The organism is Streptomyces sp. NPDC020362 (assembly GCF_040642095.1).
In the GTDB taxonomy this organism is placed as follows: Bacteria; Actinomycetota; Actinomycetes; order Streptomycetales; family Streptomycetaceae; genus Streptomyces.
The window spans coordinates 25,888-42,605 of record NZ_JBFAET010000038.1 but is presented as its reverse complement, the minus strand read 5'-3'; the positions used below and the strand labels follow the sequence as shown (position 1 = coordinate 42,605).

The 16,718-nt window shown below is 71.9% G+C and carries 16 protein-coding genes; 6 read left to right on the top strand and 10 right to left on the bottom strand.

Going from position 1 to position 16,718, the window contains the following annotated elements; translation table 11 throughout:
• Window positions 1–9: 9 nt before the first annotated feature.
• The 4 genes from AB0H32_RS17030 (at window position 10) to AB0H32_RS17015 (ending at window position 3,513) form a co-directional block, all read left to right on the top strand.
• Window positions 10–663 carry a hypothetical protein gene (locus tag AB0H32_RS17030; RefSeq protein WP_361120371.1) on the top strand — a complete coding sequence of 218 codons (654 nt, stop codon included), beginning with the start codon at window positions 10–12 and terminating at the stop codon, window positions 661–663.
• Complete coding sequence (locus tag AB0H32_RS17025) at window positions 660–1,427, top strand: glycerophosphodiester phosphodiesterase (protein ID WP_361120368.1); 768 nt, start codon at window positions 660–662, stop codon at window positions 1,425–1,427. The genes AB0H32_RS17030 and AB0H32_RS17025 overlap by 4 nt, the downstream gene beginning before the upstream one ends.
• Window positions 1,428–1,489: 62 nt before the next feature.
• Window positions 1,490–2,860, top strand: a complete 1,371-nt coding sequence (locus AB0H32_RS17020; RefSeq protein WP_361120366.1) for an MFS transporter — start codon at window positions 1,490–1,492, stop codon at window positions 2,858–2,860.
• Between the two features lie 278 nt (window positions 2,861–3,138).
• Window positions 3,139–3,513: an RNA polymerase-binding protein RbpA gene (locus AB0H32_RS17015; RefSeq protein WP_003977404.1), complete on the top strand. Its 375-nt coding sequence runs from the start codon at window positions 3,139–3,141 to the stop codon at window positions 3,511–3,513.
• Between the two features lie 588 nt (window positions 3,514–4,101).
• Here the strand turns inward: AB0H32_RS17015 and fxsA are convergent.
• From fxsA to AB0H32_RS16995, 4 genes are all read right to left on the bottom strand, one after another.
• Window positions 4,102–4,653 (bottom strand): FxsA family membrane protein, encoded by a 552-nt coding sequence (gene fxsA, locus AB0H32_RS17010; RefSeq protein ID WP_361120363.1) that lies wholly within the window; start codon window positions 4,651–4,653, stop codon window positions 4,102–4,104.
• 70 nt (window positions 4,654–4,723) lie between these two features.
• A complete protein-coding gene (locus AB0H32_RS17005) occupies window positions 4,724–5,518 on the bottom strand; it encodes a polyprenol monophosphomannose synthase (protein WP_361120360.1) in 795 nt (264 codons plus the stop codon).
• A 535-nt stretch (window positions 5,519–6,053) separates the two neighbouring features.
• Window positions 6,054–7,664 (bottom strand): amidohydrolase, encoded by a 1,611-nt coding sequence (locus AB0H32_RS17000; protein WP_361120357.1) that lies wholly within the window; start codon window positions 7,662–7,664, stop codon window positions 6,054–6,056.
• 52 nt (window positions 7,665–7,716) lie between these two features.
• Entirely contained in the window at window positions 7,717–8,157 is a 441-nt protein-coding gene (locus tag AB0H32_RS16995; protein WP_361120354.1) for an Lrp/AsnC family transcriptional regulator, read from the bottom strand.
• Window positions 8,158–8,450: 293 nt separating this feature from the next.
• Here AB0H32_RS16995 and AB0H32_RS16990 point away from each other — a divergent pair, with 293 nt between their 5' ends.
• Entirely contained in the window at window positions 8,451–8,885 is a 435-nt protein-coding gene (locus AB0H32_RS16990) for a hypothetical protein (RefSeq protein WP_361120351.1), read from the top strand.
• 21 nt (window positions 8,886–8,906) lie between these two features.
• Here AB0H32_RS16990 and AB0H32_RS16985 read toward each other — a convergent pair whose 3' ends face one another.
• From AB0H32_RS16985 to AB0H32_RS16975, 3 genes are all read right to left on the bottom strand, one after another.
• On the bottom strand, window positions 8,907–10,001 hold the full coding sequence (locus AB0H32_RS16985) for a phosphotransferase family protein (protein WP_361120348.1): 1,095 nt from the start codon (window positions 9,999–10,001) through the stop codon (window positions 8,907–8,909).
• A gap of 10 nt (window positions 10,002–10,011) precedes the next feature.
• On the bottom strand, window positions 10,012–11,109 hold the full coding sequence (locus tag AB0H32_RS16980; RefSeq protein ID WP_361120345.1) for a hypothetical protein: 1,098 nt from the start codon (window positions 11,107–11,109) through the stop codon (window positions 10,012–10,014).
• Between the two features lie 342 nt (window positions 11,110–11,451).
• The gene (locus AB0H32_RS16975; protein ID WP_361120342.1) at window positions 11,452–12,624 is read right to left on the bottom strand and encodes an acyl-CoA dehydrogenase; all 1,173 of its coding nucleotides are present in this window, start codon (window positions 12,622–12,624) and stop codon (window positions 11,452–11,454) included.
• 331 nt (window positions 12,625–12,955) lie between these two features.
• Here AB0H32_RS16975 and AB0H32_RS16970 point away from each other — a divergent pair, with 331 nt between their 5' ends.
• Complete coding sequence (locus AB0H32_RS16970; protein WP_361120339.1) at window positions 12,956–14,212, top strand: glycoside hydrolase family 18 protein; 1,257 nt, start codon at window positions 12,956–12,958, stop codon at window positions 14,210–14,212.
• 85 nt (window positions 14,213–14,297) lie between these two features.
• On the opposite strand, the gene AB0H32_RS16965 is transcribed toward AB0H32_RS16970, so the two are convergent.
• The 3 genes from AB0H32_RS16965 to AB0H32_RS16955 form a co-directional block, all read right to left on the bottom strand.
• A complete protein-coding gene (locus AB0H32_RS16965) occupies window positions 14,298–14,957 on the bottom strand; it encodes a TetR/AcrR family transcriptional regulator (protein WP_361120336.1) in 660 nt (219 codons plus the stop codon).
• 125 nt (window positions 14,958–15,082) lie between these two features.
• Window positions 15,083–15,223 (bottom strand): SCO1431 family membrane protein, encoded by a 141-nt coding sequence (locus AB0H32_RS16960; RefSeq protein ID WP_361120333.1) that lies wholly within the window; start codon window positions 15,221–15,223, stop codon window positions 15,083–15,085.
• A gap of 106 nt (window positions 15,224–15,329) precedes the next feature.
• Window positions 15,330–16,703, bottom strand: a complete 1,374-nt coding sequence (locus AB0H32_RS16955; RefSeq protein ID WP_361120331.1) for a peptidase C39 family protein — start codon at window positions 16,701–16,703, stop codon at window positions 15,330–15,332.
• Between the last annotated feature and the right edge of the window lie 15 nt (window positions 16,704–16,718).

Here is a 16,718-nt window from a genome sequence, read left to right as displayed (position 1 = left end):
GGGTATCTCGTGTCCACTCCGAGCCGACTCGGACTCCGCTTGTTCCAGCTGTACGCGGGGCTCGCGCTGTACGGCGCGAGTTCCGCTCTTCTGGTGCGGGCGGGTCTCGGGCTCGAGCCCTGGAACGTGCTGCACCAGGGCCTCTCCGAACTCACCGGACTCAGCATGGGCCTGGTGCTGACGATCGTGGGGGCGGCCGTCCTGCTGCTGTGGATCCCGCTGCGGCAGCGTCCCGGGCTCGGCACCGTCTCCAACGTCCTGGTGATCGGCTTCGCGATGGACGCCACCCTGGCCGCACTCCCGCAGGCGCACTCCCTGGCGGTCCGGGTGCCGCTCCTCCTCGGAGGCGTCGTGCTCAACGGCCTGGCGACCGGCCTGTACATCTCCGCCGACTTCGGACCGGGCCCGCGCGACGGCCTGATGACCGGACTGCACCGGCGCACGGGCCGCTCGATCCGGCAGATCCGCACCACGGTGGAGATCACCGTCGTCGCGACCGGCTTCGCCCTCGGCGGCAGCGTGGGCGTGGGGACCGTCCTGTACGCGCTGTCCATCGGCCCCCTCGCCCAGTTCTTCCTGCGCGTGTTCGCCGCCCCTTCGGCACCGGGGCGCAGCACGGTCGTTGCCGCCGGGCAACCGGAACGCGCCATACTGCGTCCGTGACCATCGCAATACGCCACCCTTATCTCGACCATCCCGGCCCCATCCCCTTCGCCCACCGCGGCGGGGCGGCAGACGGGCTGGAGAACACCGTGGCGCAGTTCCGGCGCGCGGTGGAGACGGGCTACCGGTACATCGAGACCGACGTGCACGCGACGGCGGACGGCACGCTCGTCGCCTTCCACGACTCGACGCTGGACCGGGTCACCGACGGGGCCGGCCGCATCGCCGACCTGCCGTGGGAGGACGTGCGGCACGCGCGCGTGGGCGGGAAGGAACCCGTCCCCCTCTTCGAGGAACTGCTGGAGACCTTCCCCGAGGTCCGCTGGAACGTGGACATCAAGGCGGAGCCGGCCCTGCGCCCCTTCCTGGAGCTGATCGAGCGCACCGACGCCTGGGACCGGGTCTGCGTGGGCTCCTTCTCCGAGGCGAGGGTGCTGCGGGCCCAGCGGCTGGCCGGGCCGCGGCTGGCCACCTCCTTCGGCACGCGCGGGGTGCTCAGCCTGCGGCTGCGCTCCTGGGGGCTGCCGGCCGCGGTGCGCCGGTCCGCGGTCGCCGCGCAGGTGCCCGAGGCCCAGTCGGGCGTCCCGGTGGTCGACCACCGCTTCGTGCGGGCCGCCCACGCGCGCGGACTGCAGGTGCACGTGTGGACCATCAACGAACCGGAGCGGATGCACCGGCTCCTGGACCTGGGCGTCGATGGCATCATGACCGATCACATCGACATGCTGCGCAAGGTCATGGAGGACCGCGGCGTCTGGGTCTGAGGCCCTGACCGCCCGGGCCGCACCTTCGCCGCACAGAACTTCAGCGGGGAAGCGAGGCGCGGGTGGACATCGACACCGTGCGGACACAGGCGGCCGACGAGGCCGCCGGACTGCGGCGCGAACAGCGCGGCTGGTACGTCTACGACTGGGCGTGCTCGGTCTATTCGACGAGCGTCCTGACCGTGTTCCTCGGCCCCTATCTCACCGCGGTCGCCCAGCGGGCGGCGGACGCCGACGGCTATGTCCACCCCCTGGGCATACCGGTACGGGCGGGCTCCTTCTTCGCCTACTCGGTGTCCCTGTCGGTGATCCTGGCGGTCGTGGTCATGCCCATGGTGGGCAGTGCGGCCGATCGCACGGGCCGCAAGAAGCCGCTGCTGGGAGCGGCGGCGTACACCGGCGCGGCCGCGACGACGGGCATGTTCTTCCTGGACGGCGACCGGTATCTGCTCGGCGGGCTGCTCCTCATCGTGGCCAACGCGGCGCAGTCGGTCGGGATGATGCTCTACAACTCCTACCTGCCGCAGATCGCCCCGCCCGAGGAGCGCGACGCCATCTCCTCCCGGGGCTGGGCCTTCGGCTACGCGGCGGGCTCGCTGGTCCTGGTGGCCAACCTCGTCCTGTACTCGGCGCACGACTCCTTCGGCCTCTCCGAGACGGCCGCGGTCCGCATCTGCCTGGCCTCGGCCGGACTGTGGTGGGGCGCCTTCACCCTCGTACCGCTGCGGTGGCTGCGCGACCGGCACGCACGCGCGGAGCACTCCACCTCGCCCGGTGTGGAGCGCTCCACCTCACCAGGGCTGCGGCAGCTCGCGGCGACCGTCCGGGACATGCGCCGGCATCCGCTGACGCTCGCGTTCCTGCTGGCGTACCTCGTCTACAACGACGGCATCCAGACGGTGATCTCCCAGGCCTCGGTCTACGGCTCCCAGGAGCTGGGCCTCGGTCAGTCGACGCTCATCGGGGCGGTGCTGCTGGTGCAGGTGCTGGCCGTGGCGGGGGCGCTGGCGATGGGGCGGCTGGCCCGGACCTACGGCGCGAAGCGGACGATCCTCGGTTCGCTGGTGGCCTGGACGGTCACGCTGGGCGCCGGGTACTTCCTGCCCGCCGGGGCACCGGTCTGGTTCTTCGTGCTGGCCTCCGGGATCGGGCTGGTCCTCGGCGGCAGCCAGGCGCTGTCCCGGTCGCTGTTCTCGCATCTGGTGCCGCCGGGCAAGGAGGCCGAGTACTTCTCCGCGTACGAGATGAGCGACCGCGGGATGAGCTGGCTCGGCCCGCTGCTGTTCGGGGTGACGTACCAAATGACCGGAAGCTATCGCTCGGCGATCATCTCCCTGGTGGCCTTCTTCGTCATCGGCTTCGTCCTGCTCGCCCGGGTTCCGGTGCGGCGCGCGATCGGCGAGGCGGGCAACCCGGTTCCGGAAATGATCTAGCAGCGATTTAGCACTCGGCACGAAAGGGCGGTAGTGTACGCGTTTGGCCTGCCAGGCGTACCGTTACTGCGCGTCAAAGATGCCGAAACGCTGGGTGACATCTGCTAGCAGATGTGACAAACCGGGCGCCGGTGGGTAGAACAAGGGGCGGCTACGACGGCGACGCATGACCCGGAACGGGACTCGGAACGGGAATCTTTACCGCCGACCGGACGTTGACCGGATGACGACGACAGCGACACCTGTCCTGTGGGCGACAAGCCCGGGAGGCACGATTCATGAGTGAGCGAGCTCTTCGCGGTACGCGCCTCGTGGTGACCAGCTACGAGACGGACCGCGGCATCGACCTGGCTCCGCGCCAGGCCGTGGAGTACGCATGTGAGAAGGGACATCGCTTTGAGATGCCCTTCTCGGTCGAGGCGGAGATTCCGCCGGAGTGGGAGTGCAAGGTCTGCGGGGCCCAGGCACTCCTGGTAGACGGCGACGGCCCGGAAGAGAAGAAGGCCAAGCCCGCGCGTACCCATTGGGACATGCTGATGGAGCGGCGCACCCGTGAGGAGCTCGAAGAGGTCCTCGAGGAGCGCCTGGCGGTTCTGCGCTCGGGGGCGATGAACATCGCCGTTCACCCCAGGGACAGCCGCAAGTCCGCTTAGTCCCTGCGGGGCTGGGCCGGAGACACAGCGCACGTAATCACCGCGGGCGCCGTACGTGAGGTTGACGTACGGCGCCCGCGGTGTCGTGTTCGGGTGCGGGTGTGGTGGCAACCGGCACCGGGGGCTGCGCCCCCGCACCCCCGCTTCGGCCCAAAGGCCTCGTCCTCGAACGCCGGACGGGCTGAATGCGGTGACCGCTCGCACCCGCGCACCGACGGAACGGGCTGAATGGCGTGACCGCTCGCCCCAGGCACCAAACCGGCTGGATGGTGTGGTCACTCGCTCTCGGACCGGACCGGGTGGGTGGTGTGGCCGCTCGCCCCGGGCATCGGATCGAGTGGGTGGTCGAGCCTCCCGCCGCCCGACCCGGACGTGGTGGATGGCGTGACCGATGGGCGCCCGGACATCGGACCGGATGAATCACGCGGCCGCTCGTCCCCCAGACACCAGACCGGCTGAACCCGGTGGCCGCTCGCCGCTTTCCCACGCCGGACGGGGTGCATCGTCCGGCCGGCCGTCCCCGCGCACCCGGCGGCCCGGGTATGCCGAGCGGAGTCCGGAGGCTCGGGCGGTCAGCCGGTCAGCCGGTCAGCGGGTCAGTGGCGGCCACTGCTCGCCCGGCTGCGACCTGTCCTCCCTGATGACCTCGCCCTGGACCACCTTGCCGTCGGGGCGGTGCATACGGGCCTGCTGGAAGGCATCGCCGAGGCTGCCGGGGACGGCCCCTCGCAGCCTCCTGTCCAGGGCGCTCTCCGCCGAACGGCTCACTGCCTTCTGGACCGGCGGGAGCAGCAGGAGCAGGCCCGCCACGTCGGAGATCAGGCCAGGGATGATCAGCAGCAGGCCGCCGAGCATCATCCAGCCGTTGCCGCCGCCCCCGGACGGGGAGCCGCCCCTCTGCAGCGCCTCGTTCAGGTTCTGGAAGGCGCGGCGGCCCGCCCTCTTGATGACCACGGAGCCGGCGACGAGGCCCGCCACCAGGAGCAGGAACACGGTCACGCCGCCCGCCGCGCCCGCGACCTGGGTCAGCAGCCAGATCTCCAGCACCAGCCAGGCGGCGGCCCCCAGCGGCAGATACCTGCGCAGGCGGGAGCGCCGGGGCCGGGCGGTGGGCGGAGCGGTGGGAGCACCAGTCGTCATGCCCCCAGTGTGCCTGGACGCGGCTCAGCACGGGATAAGGGGCCGAACGGCCCCGGCCGCCGAGGCGGGGTCAGGCCCGCTTGTTCTTGCCGGTGAGCTTGCCGACGCGGTCCCCGACGCCCCAGGCGGTGACGCGCCACAGTGCCTCGACGAGGATGTCGCGGCTCATCTTGGAGTCGCCGAGTTCACGCTCGACGAAGGTGATGGGGACCTCGACCACGTGGTAACCGGCCTTGACCGCGCGGCGGGCCAGGTCGACCTGGAAGCAGTAGCCCTGCGAGGCGACCTCGCCCAGCCCCAGGCCCTCCAGGGTCTCGCGGCGGAAGGCGCGGTAGCCGCCGGTGATGTCGCGCAGCGGCAGGTCCAGGGCGAGGCGGGAGTAGAGGCTGCCGCCGCGGGAGATGAACTCACGGGACTTGGGCCAGTTGACCACCCGGCCGCCGGGCACCCAGCGGGAGCCGAGCACCAGGTCGGCGCTCTTGAGGGCGGTGAGCAGGCGGGGCAGCTCCTCGGGCTGGTGGGAACCGTCGGCGTCCATCTCCACCAGCACGCCGTAGCCGTGCTCGATGCCCCAGCGGAAGCCCGCGAGGTAGGCGGCGCCCAGGCCCTCCTTGCCCTTGCGGTGCAGTACCTGGACGTGGTCGTCGTCGGCGGCCAGCTCGTCGGCGAGCTTGCCCGTGCCGTCCGGGCTGTTGTCGTCCGCCACCAGCACGTGCGCCTCGGGGACGGCACTGCGCACCCGGCCGACGATGGTCTTGATGTTCTCCGCCTCGTTGTAGGTCGGAATGATCACCAAAGCCGTGCCGAGGGGGCCGTACTGCCTCCCCTGAGCCTTGGCCGCGAGGGTCCCGTCGCCGTCGTTCACTGCTGCCCCTTCTGGTCGTACGCAGGCGTCCCACCTTAGTGGCCGCGGCCTGCAATGACGTGCCTGCACGTTCGTACGCTGGTGTCTATTCCACAAGAGTGGGGTAAGACCGTGCTTTTCGGCACGTTCGTCCGCGGCGGATGGGGGCCCGGCGCCCTTCGGGCCGACCTGGGACCCGCTGGCTGCGGGTCGACCGAAAGCCGTTGTCTACTGAGCACCGGGCCCCACCCGGGTCACACCTTGCCGTCCGGTACGAACGTTCCCCCGCCGGCGCGGGCGCTGAGCCTGGCTCCCAGTGACGGTGCCCCGGTGCGGCACACCGTCCCTGACCCAGCGGCGCTGCGACGAGTTGCACGAACGCTCCCCGGTCGGGCGTCCGGTGGTGGACTCGGCCGAACCTACCGGCCCCCGGCCGCCGACTGTCAACAGCCTCCTGACCTGCACAGACATACTTCCGAGAGCACTGAGCCCGGAGGATGCGCAGGTCGGGCGACGCGGCGGGCGAACACGATCACCGCCGCGCCACCCCGGGAGATCACTCGCCCGGGCGTACGAACACCGTCCGTCCGCCCACCACGGTCCGCAGGCAGACGGGCAGGTCACGGCCGGGGGTCAGATCGGGCAGGCCGGGGGTGCCGGAACGGGGGTCGGTCGACCAGCGGGCGACGCGGTCGTCGGGGGCCTGGACGACCAGCTCGTCGGTTCGCCAGACGGCGTAGTCGGCGGGCGCACCCGGCACCAGGACGCCCGCGTCGTCCCGGCCGACCGCCCGCCAGCCGCCGCGCGTGTGAGCGGTGAAGGCGGCGCGCACCGAAACCCGGTGCTCCGGGGTGTGGTGGAAGGCGGCGGCGCGGACCGTACCCCAGGGGTCGAGCGGGGTGACCGGGCTGTCGGAGCCGAAGGCGAGCGGCACCCCGGCGCGCAGCAGGGCGGCGAAGGGGTTGAGGGTGCGGGCCCGCTGTCCGCCCAGACGCTGGGCGTACATGCCGTCCTCGCCGCCCCACAGGGCGTCGAAGGCGGGCTGGACCGAGGCGATCAGGCCCAGCTCGGCGAAGGCGGCTACGGCCCCGGAGGTGAGCATCTCGGCGTGTTCCGCGCGGTGCCGGGCGGCCCGGACGCGGGCGAGGCCGACCTTCTCGGCGGCGGCGCGCACGCCCTCCACCACCGCGCCGACGGCGGCGTCGCCGATGGCGTGGAAGCCCGCCTGGAGCCCCGCCTCGGTGCAGGCGGTGACATGGGTGGCGACGTCGGCGGCGTCGAGGTAGGCCCTGCCGGTGTGGCCGGCGTCGGCGTACGGCTGGTGCAGGCAGGCGGTGTGCGAGCCGAGGGAGCCGTCCACGAAGAGGTCGCCGGCGGCGCCGTGGGCGCCCAGGGCGAGGGCCTTGGCCACGCCTTCGTCGGCCTGTTCCGCCCAGTAGCCGATCACGCGCGGCCCCGGCACCTCGCCGGCGAGCTTGAGCAGGTCCGTGAAGTCGTCCTCGGAGGAGATCTGCGGGCCGCCGCACTCGTGCACGGAGCCGATGCCGAGGGAGGCGGCGTGGGCGAGGGCGGTGCGCTGGGCCTTCGCGCGCTGGGCGGGGGTGATGGCGCCGAGAGCGGCCTCACGGACGACGTGGTGGTCGTCGGCGGTCAGCGGGCCGTCCACCGGGCCGAGACCGGGCACGAGGTCCAGCAGGGCCGTGGTGACGACCGCCGAGTGGACGTCGATGCGGGAGAGGTAGAGCGGGCGGTGGCCGGTGGCCGCGTCGAGTTCCGCGCGCGTCGGCGGGCGGCCGCCGGGCCAGCGGGCGGCGTCCCAGCCGTGTCCGAGCAGGACACGGTCGTCCGGGCGGGCGGCGGCGAAGTCGCGCACGAGGGCGAGGGCCGCCTCCAGGGACGGGGCGTCGGACAGGTCGAGGCCGGTCAGGGCGAGGCCCGTGGCGGTGGTGTGCACATGGGCGTCGGTGAAGGCCGGGGTGACCAGGGCGCCGTCGAGATCGACGACCTCGTCCACCCCGTCGGTGAAGGCGTCGGCGGCGCCCTCGGAGCCGACCCAGGCGACCTGGCCGCGCTCCACCACCATCGCGGTGGCGAAGGGGTCGGCGGGACTGTGGACCTCTCCGCGGCGCAGGAGGACGGTCTCGGGGTCGGCGGACTGCTCACTCATGCCCGACAGTCTCTCGCGTTCGCGCAGGACGCCGGGCATCGGGGCGGCCGGTTCAGATCTTCGGGGGACGCGCCTCGTACGGGGTCGACAGCACGACGGTGGTCCGGGTGGAGACCCCGGCCAGGGAGCGCAGCCGGGCGAGCAGCTCCTCCAGTTCGTGCGGGGTGGCCACGCGCACCTTGAGAATGTAGTTCTCGTCGCCGGCGACGCTGTGGCACGCCTCGATCTCGGGGACGCCGGCCAGGCGGTCCGAGATGTCGTCGGGTGCGCTCGGGTCGAAGGGCTTCACCGAGATGAACGCGGTGAGCGGCAGCCCGATGGCCTCCGGGTCGACGACCGCGGCGTACCCGCGGATGACGCCACGCTGCTCGAGCCGGCGCACCCGCTGGTGCACGGCCGACGTGGACAGACCCGTGGCCTTGCCCAGGTCCGTGTAGCTCATCCGCCCGTCCTTGACGAGCAGCTGCACGATTTGACGGTCCAGCTCCTCCATGGCGCCAAAACCTACAGTGCTCGTGATCTCCTCGGATACCTGAGCAACGCAGGTCACACCCGGTTGGCGATGTGCACGGGCACCGCCTGTGGGCCGTAGAGGGGATGCGGGGGCCGTCCGGGCGCGGACAAAGGTGCAGCGCACGGGGCATCTGCGGGCGGCATGTGACGAACGCCACAGCGTTCGAGCGGGCTCCGTGATGTTCTCGTGATTACCGCCGAGAGCGGACGGGAAGTGCTTGCTGTGGTCGAGGCCGCAGTGCCTTCACGGCCCAGCCTTAGGGGGAGAATCCCATGCAGAGTCTCAAGCGCCCTGGTCGTTCCGCGTCCAAGCGCCAGCAGCCGGTCGTCGAGCCCGAGCCGGAGGGCGTCGAACCCGACGCCCACGAGGCCGAAGAACTCGACGCCTACGACACCTTCGAGATGTACCGGGTGATCTGCCCGGACTGCGCGCAGCCGATCGCGCTGCTGGCGGACGAGGAGATCCTGCCGGAGCACGCGCTGTGCGCCTCCCCGTGGAACCCGTTCGGACTCACGGTGTGTGCCGGCACGGGCCGCAGGGCGGTCGAGGCCGACCCCGCGGACGAGTCCCTCGCTCCGCAGGAGCAGGACACCGCCCTGCTGCTCACGCTCCCCCAGGGCCTGGACTGGCGGACTCAGCCCTTCTCGCACGTCGGCGGCCCGGGCTCGCGCCCGATGCGCGTGCCGACGAGCCGCCAGGCCGCCTGAGTCCCTGCGGACCGGCCCGCCTCAGCCCCAGTAGCTGCCCTGCACCATGGCGCGCAGACTGTCGTGGTGCAGGATCAGTGCGTCCGGATCCGCCGGCAGGGCGACCTCGCCGAAGTACGCCTGCCGGTAGGCGATGCGCAGCATGACGATCGCGTGCCGCAGAGCGGCGTACAGGGTGTAGAAGTCCATGTCCTGCGGGGTGTGCCCGGTCAGGCGTGCGTAGCGGGCCTCGACGCGGTCGCGGCGCAGGAAGTCCGGCAGTCCGCGCTGTCCGGAGGCGACCGTGAGGTCGTGGAAGAAGCGGTGCAGGTAGACGGTCCAGCCGAGGTCCACCTCGCGCGGGGCCGGGGCGGCCATCTCCCAGTCGAGGACGGCGACGGGGTCGAAGCCGTCGTAGACGACGTTCCCGATGCGCGCGTCACCCCAGTTGAGGACGGGCGGGCCGGGCTCGCGCGGCCACAGCTGCTCCAGGCGGTCGAACGCGGTCTCGATCAGCGGTGAGCGGGCGAGTCCGTCGACCACCCAGTGGTAGTAGGCCCGTTGGGCCGTCACATGGCGGCGCAGGGCGTCCCCTTCGCCCGGCAGAGCCAGGAACTCGGCCTCGCGCGGCGGGACCTGATCGTGCAGCCGGGCGAGCAGGGCGACCGTGGCGGCTTCCAGGCGCTCACGCTCGGCGTCGCTCGCCGCGTGCAGCCAACTGCCCTCGTAGGTGTACGGCATGACGTCGGGAGGCACGCGCCCGGCGACCCTCTCCATGACGAAGAACGGCGCCCCGAGCGGTCCCGGGTCCTCCTCCAGCCACAGCACCCGGGGCACCGGAAGGTCGGTGCGGTCGGCCACGAGCCGCAGGGTGCGGTACTGGCGGGCCATGTCGTACTCGGGGAAGACGGTGTACGCCGCCGGGTCCGCCGCGAGGCGCAACGCGCAGGAACGCACCGGCGGTTCGGGGTGCTCGATGTCGAACAGCAGGGTTTCGCTGGACATGCCGTTGGAGGCCGGGACGGTGACACCGGCGGCCTTGGCGCCGGGCAGCCTGGTGCCGAGCCAGGCGGTGACGCGCCGGGCGAGTTCCCCGGGGTCGCGGGTGCTGGTGCGGGGACGCGGTGCCGTGGCCATCTCGTCCTCCTCAGGGGGCGACCGAGTCGAAGCCGGTGAAGCCGCTCGGGTCGTGCCGGCCGAAGGAGCCGTGCTCGAAGATGCCGTAGCCGGTCTGTCCGTCGAGCCGGAAGCGGGCGGCGTGGTCGGTGACGCCGTAGGCGGCCAGGGGGTGCGGCGACGCCATGTCGTAGGTGCGGCGGTCCACCCACCCCCGGCCCTGCCACGTCCCGTGCTGCCAGTCGTCGGCCGGCGGATAGCCGGCGCCGATCGCGAGCGGCGAGGAGGCCAGGATCTCGGCCTCCAGCTCCATGGGTTTGCGCGGGTCACCCAGGTGGATGACGGCGCGCTGCGGATGGCGGGTGCCGGAGCGGTAGGTGATCTCGGCCTTTGGCCAGCCCAGCTGGAGGTCACGCAGGCCGGGGCGGACCAGGGTGGCGTCGTTCAGGGAGCGGTGGCCGTCGGCGTCCTCCTGGGTGATGACCATCAGGAAGCGGTCCTCGAAGCGGACCGGGCACCAGATCCAGTGGAAGCCCTCGGCCGGGTGCTCCGCGGCGAGCCGGCCGCCGTCCTCGCCCGGAACCGGCCGCACGCCCCAGCTGCGGTCCCGGGTGCCCGTCCAGTGCTCCGGGCAGACGTCGAACTCCGTGCCGCCCGCCCGGACCACCCCCTGCACCGTGCCCGCCTGGACGTACCGGCGCCCCTCCAGGGTGAGCCTTGTGCCCCGGTGCTGGAGGTGGTGGGGCTCCCACAGGGCCGGGAAGGCGGCGGTCCACGTGAGGTCGTACGACAGCTCGTCCTCGCAGACCAGTCGCAGCCGGCGCAGCGGCTCCTGGACCTCGATGCGCAGTGGGCCGACCTCCAGCCGCATCCGGTCCTCGCCGAGGGCGTCCGAGGCCCGCACGGCGTGCAGGGTGTCCCCGGTGCGCAGGGTCGCGTAGGAGTCGATCACGCCCAGGTTGGGGTAGACCCCGAGGCCCAGGATGAGCAGGGCGCGGCCGGAGTGGTCGAGGACGTGGAAGATGCAGCGGTCGTAGGCGTTGCGGTCCCCGGTCGCCACGTGCTTCATGGACAGCGGCACCTGGTGCACGGGGTACTCGTCGAGCGGTACGGGACGGTCGTCGGCCACGGACACCCCCTGGAGGACAGTCCGCTGACGGTACGTCAGACAGCCGGAGGAGGCCAGAGCGGGAACCGGACGCCGGTGAACTCACGCTCGATTCCGGGGACGGGTGACCTGCCCGGCACCTTCCGCGTTGTCCGGGTATGACCCCCACGTACGCGGCGACCGGGCGTCAACGCCGCATCTTCGTGCCCCGTCCGGCAGAATCGGTTCCGCCGCCGGCGCCGCAGGACCCGCCCATCTACCGCGACCTGATGCGCACCTGGGCCGACCGGGGACGCACCCTGCCGGGCCGCCACGACCCGGAATGGATCAGGCTGGCGGCCCCGACGGTCCTCAGGGGGCAGTTCAGCGACCCTCCGGTCCTGCCACGTGACGGGCGATGACCATCCGCTGGATCTGGTTGGTGCCCTCGACGATCTGCAGCACCTTGGCCTCGCGCATGTAGCGCTCGGCCGGGAAGTCGGCGGTGTAGCCGTATCCGCCGAGTATCTGCACGGCGTCCGTGGTGACCCTCATGGCCGTGTCGGTGCAGTGCAGCTTGGCCATGGCGGCCTGCTTGGAGAACGGCTTGCCCGCATCCCGCAGCCGGGCGGCCGCGAGGTAGAGCGCCCGGCCCGCCTCGATCTGCGTCGCCATGTCGGCGATCATGAAGCGCAGGCCCTGGAAGTCGGCGATGGGGCGGCCGAACTGGCGGCGATCCGTGGCATAGCCGACCGCCTCGTCCAGCGCCGCCTGGGCCAGGCCTATGGCGCAGGCGGCGATGCCCAGCCGCCCCGAGTCGAGCGCGGACAGGGCGATCGAGAAGCCCTGGCCCTCCTCGCCCACGCGGCGGTCGTCGCCCACGCGCACGCCGTCGAAGTGGACCTGGGCGGTCGGGCTGCCCTTCATGCCCATCTTCTTCTCGGGCGCCGCGCCGCTCAGCCCCTCGGCGTCGCCCGGCACCAGGAAGGCGGAGATCCCGCGCGGGCCGTCCTCGCCGGTGCGGGCCATCACGGTGTAGAAGTCGGCGATGCCGCCGTGCGTGATCCAGGCCTTGGTGCCGGTGATCACCCAGCCCTCGCCGTCGCGTACGGCCTTGGTGCGCAGCGAGGCCGCATCCGAGCCGGAGGACGGCTCGGACAGGCAGTAGGCGCCGAGCAGGCCGCCGCCGAGCATCGCGGGCAGGTGCTCGACCTGCTGCTGCTTGGTGCCGTGGGCGGCAAGAGCGTAGGAGGCGAGCGTGTGCACGCTGACGCCGAGGCCGACGGTGAGGCGGGCCGCTGCCAGCTCCTCCAGGACCTGGAGGTAGACCTCGTACGGCTGGTCGCCGCCGCCGTACTCCGAGTCGTACGGCAGGCCGAGCAGGCCCGCTTCGGACAACAGGGTGAAGACCTCACGCGGGAAGCGCCCGGCGTCCTCCTCCTCGGCCGCCCTCGGCGCGATCTCGCGCCGGGCGATCTCCCGGACGAGCGCGAGCAGATCCCTCGACTCTTCCGTCGGCAGTTGACGCTCCACCGGCTGCGGGTCGCGCTCGGACATGACGTCGGTCTCCTCCCTGTCGGGCACTGGCGGTCCGGCCCTTGGGGTGGGGGCGGCCCCGTCTGATCGTTCCGATTCGGCCGAAGATCCACCCCCGGGTCTCGGAAGCTGCTGACCAGCGGCTCTGTGCCGTGAGTATGCCCGATCAGCGACCTCTCGTCACCAGTTAACGACCGCTTACTTCAAGATTCCGGCCGGAACTCCCCGCACTCCGGAAATTGGTCCGAACCATTGACGCAGTGGTCTAGTCCTCCTACTGTGCATGACCAACGCTTTACCGCGTTCATGCCAATCGGCGCGCGTTCCCCTCTCCCCCACGAGGAGACACCGGATGCACACTCCCCACCGTCCCCGCGCCCGGTTCCGGGCGCTCCTCGCCGCCGCCTGTTCCGCCGCCCTGGGCGCCGGGCTGCTGGCCGGCGCGGGCACCGCGACCGCCGCCTCCCCCGCGACCGCCGCCTCCCCCGCGGCCCCGCAGACCAGGGCCGGCTCGAAGGTCGTCGGCTACTTCACCGAATGGGGCACCTACGACCGCAAGTACTACGTCAAGAACGTCGAGACCTCGGGCTCCGCGGCCAGGCTGACGCACATCAATTACGCGTTCGGCAACGTCACCGGCGGCAAGTGCGCCATGGGCGACTCCTACGCGGCCACCGACCGCGCCTACACCGCGGCCGAGTCCGTCGACGGCGTCGCCGACACCTGGGACCAGCCGCTGCGCGGCAACTTCAACCAGCTGCTGAAGCTGAAGAAGAAGCACCCGGGCCTGAAGATCCTGTGGTCCTTCGGGGGCTGGACCTGGTCCGGCGGCTTCGGCGAGGCCGCGAAGAACCCGGCCGCCTTCGCGCAGTCCTGCTACGACCTGGTGAAGAACTCCAAGTGGGCGGGCGTCTTCGACGGCATCGACATCGACTGGGAGTACCCGAACGCCTGCGGCAACAGCTGCGACACCAGCGGCCGGGAGGCCTTCAAGAACGTCATGGCCGCCCTGCGGTCGAAGTTCGGCTCCGGCAGCCTGGTGACCGCGGCGATCACCGCGGACGCCTCCGGCGGCGGCAGGATCGATGCGGCGGACTACGCGGGCGCGGCCCAGTACGTCGACTGGTACAACCCGATGACCTACGACTACTTCGGCGCCTGGGACGCGGCCGGCCCCACCGCGCCGCACTCCCCGCTGACCTCCTACTCCGGCATCCCGAAGGCGGGCTTCAACACCTCGGCGACCGTCGCCAAGCTCAAGGGCCTCGGCATCCCGGCCACCAAGCTGCTGCTCGGCATCGGCTTCTACGGGCGCGGCTGGACCGGCGTCACCCAGGCGGCGCCGGGCGGCACGGCGACCGGTCCGGCAGCGGGGACGTACGAGCAGGGCATCGACGACTACAAGGTGCTCAGGACGAAGTGCCCGGCGACCGGCACGGTGGGCGGCACCGCCTACGCCAAGTGCGGGAACAACTGGTGGAGTTACGACACCCCGGCGACCATCGCCACGAAGATGACGTACAAGAACCAGCAGGGCCTCGGCGGCACCTTCTTCTGGGAGCTGAGCGGCGACACCGCGAACGGTGAGCTGATCAAGGCGATCAACTAGCCCCGCACACGGGGGCGGGAGCGGGGGACCACGAGCCTCCGCTCCCTGCCGTCCCTGCCGTCAGCCGTCCCTGTCGTCCCTGCCGTCAGCCGTCGCGGCGGGCCGGCGGCGGGGCCGCGTAGGACGGCTCCAGTTCCTCGACGGCGCGCAGGGCTCCGCCGAGGGTCTTCACGAGCAGGTCGCGCATGGTGTCGCGGGAGATTCCGGGGTGGTCGATCCAGTCGAGGGTGGCTCCCTCGACGCTGCACACCCAGGAGAGCAGACCCATGCGGGCCAGCGGGGCGATGTCGCTGCGGCCGTAGGCCCCTTCGGCGATGGTGGCGATGATCGCCTCCCGCACCCCGCCCCGTATGGCATGGACCTCGGCGTCGAAGCCGACCCCGCCGCTGACGATGGTGCGGTAGGCGGCCTGGTGGTGCTCGGCGAAGCGCAGGTAGCTGTCGATGGTGCGGTGGACGCGGTCCACGGCGGGCAGTTCGAGGCCGCTCGCGGCGAAGGTGACCAGATCGGCGACGGAGTCCTGGATGATCGCCAGGTAGTAGCCGCGCTTGGACTGGAAGTAGTAGTAGATCAGCCCCTTGGCGACATGCGCCTGCCGGGCGATGTCGTCCATGGACAACGCGTCGTAGGACGTGTCGGCGAACAACTTCCGCCCGATGGCGATGAGTTCGGCACGGCGCGCCACGGAGCGGTCGGTGCCGCGCATCTGGGGACGGACGGCGGCACGCTGTTGACGCATATTCAAATTCGACCCTGGTCTAGGAGGTCGGTGGGACCTCCGCAGTATGTCAGAACAACCAGGGCCGGTCGGGTGAGGCGCCGGCGGCCCGCCGCGTACGCGGCCGCCGGGTCAGAGCAGCGTCGGCCGGGTCAGAGCAGCCCCAGCCGGGTCACGAGCATCGCGACGACCACGACGAGCACCCAGCCCAGGACGTGCTCCAGGATCTTCGGGCCGTCTTCCTGGGGGCCGCCGGTGCGGACGCGGGTGGCGGTGGCCGGGTGTGCGGTCATGGTTTCTCGCAGAGGTCGGACGTACGGAGTGGAATCCCCCACCCATTTGTCCACCTTGCCACCCGCGACGGCGTTTGCGGCAGAGACGTTGCTCACACAGGTCGGGTCAGCGCACCCCCACCGCCGCGAGCGCCTTGCGCTGACGCTGGGTCGGGTGGGCCGGGAAGTAGAGGTAGCAGACCCCGCCGGTGCCGGAGACGACGTTGCCGGAGGCGTTGTACCGCTTGGTCCGCAGCCAGATGTTCTCGAACTCCCGCCGCAGGTACACCCGCCGCACCGCCGAGTCGTCCGCCGAGGCCGGGTCGCCCGCGATCACGTCGCCGTCCGCGGTGAAGCCGATCACGGTCATCAGGTGCCCCGAGGTGCCGTACCCGGCGCCGGTCAGCTCGGTCTTGAGGAAGGACTGGGACGTTATGGCCGGGATGCCCGCGGCGACCAGGGTCTCCAGGTCGGCGAGCGAGGCCAGCCTCGTGACCACGCCCTGCAGGCCGTGGAAGGTGGCCGCGTAGGCGGCGTTGAACGGCCAGTTGCCGCAGCCCTCGTACTGGTAGTCGTAGGTGAAGCGGGCCGCGTGGTCGACCTGCGGGTCGGCATAGGAGGGGTCGACCCAGGAGAGCTGCTCCGGGGTGAGCCGGCCGCCCCAGTACTCGACGATCATCTGCGAGGAGGTGGGGCTGCACCAGGCCTCTCCACCGTTGTCGTACTCCGGGTACTGGCCCTTGTGGATCTCCTGCGAGTAGCGCGGGACGCTCAGCTCCTGGGCGAGGCCGGGGCTCGAGGCCGGGACGGTGAAGCGGTCGGGGATGTCGGAGCCCATGGCGCCGAGCCGCCACACGGTCGGGGTGAGACGGGTGCCCGGCCTGCGGTAGAGGGTGAGACGCAGCCGGTAGGAGGCCAGGCGCAGGCCGGTGCTCGCGTCGTCGATGGCGAAGGTGTCGGTCCAGACGGTGCTCCTGCCGTCCTTCTGGCCGTCCACCGAGGTCCGCTTGATGTCCTGGTCCCCGGCCGCCCAGCGGCCCATGACGTACCAGGGGGTGGCGGTGCCGTCGGAGTAGGTGCCCTGCAGCTCGGCCTGCAGCCAGGTGCCGGCCGGGGTGTCCGCGTTCCAGGAGGCGACGACCTCGGTGGCGGGCACGGCGAGCCGGTGGACCGGGCCGGTCCAGGTGGCGTACTCCCAGGTGGCGGTGGTGCCGGTGTGCGGATCGGTGTAGTCGGTGCGGCCCGCGGGAGTGCCGATCACGACGCCGGGGCGGTGACCGGGGACGGCGCGGACGCCCTGGGTGGTGCCGCTGCGCCAGTCGTGGTGCGTCGTCCAGGCGTGGTAGTCGATGGGGCGGGCCGCGGCCCGGCCGGGGTCGTCGGCGTCGGTGGCGGGAGCCGGTGCGGTGGCGGCGGCCGCGGGTACGGCTCCCGAGGAGACCGCCGCGGCCACGGCGGCGGCGAGGACGGTTCTGCGGGACGGCTGCTGGGCTCTGCTCATGGGCGCGGATACCCC

What these genes read in the sequence shown, in the direction of transcription:
- AB0H32_RS16990 (WP_361120351.1), top strand. Translation starts at nt 8,451, where the DNA reads ATGCAGAGTCTCAAGCGCCCTGGTCGTTCCGCGTCCAAGCGCCAGCAG.
- AB0H32_RS16955 (WP_361120331.1), bottom strand. Translation starts at nt 16,703, where the DNA reads ATGAGCAGAGCCCAGCAGCCGTCCCGCAGAACCGTCCTCGCCGCCGCC.
- AB0H32_RS16970 (WP_361120339.1), top strand. Translation starts at nt 12,956, where the DNA reads ATGCACACTCCCCACCGTCCCCGCGCCCGGTTCCGGGCGCTCCTCGCC.
- AB0H32_RS16975 (WP_361120342.1), bottom strand. Translation starts at nt 12,624, where the DNA reads ATGTCCGAGCGCGACCCGCAGCCGGTGGAGCGTCAACTGCCGACGGAA.
- AB0H32_RS16960 (WP_361120333.1), bottom strand. Translation starts at nt 15,223, where the DNA reads ATGACCGCACACCCGGCCACCGCCACCCGCGTCCGCACCGGCGGCCCC.
- AB0H32_RS17000 (WP_361120357.1), bottom strand. Translation starts at nt 7,664, where the DNA reads ATGAGTGAGCAGTCCGCCGACCCCGAGACCGTCCTCCTGCGCCGCGGA.
- fxsA (WP_361120363.1), bottom strand. Translation starts at nt 4,653, where the DNA reads ATGACGACTGGTGCTCCCACCGCTCCGCCCACCGCCCGGCCCCGGCGC.
- AB0H32_RS17015 (WP_003977404.1), top strand. Translation starts at nt 3,139, where the DNA reads ATGAGTGAGCGAGCTCTTCGCGGTACGCGCCTCGTGGTGACCAGCTAC.
- AB0H32_RS16985 (WP_361120348.1), bottom strand. Translation starts at nt 10,001, where the DNA reads ATGGCCACGGCACCGCGTCCCCGCACCAGCACCCGCGACCCCGGGGAA.
- AB0H32_RS16995 (WP_361120354.1), bottom strand. Translation starts at nt 8,157, where the DNA reads ATGGAGGAGCTGGACCGTCAAATCGTGCAGCTGCTCGTCAAGGACGGG.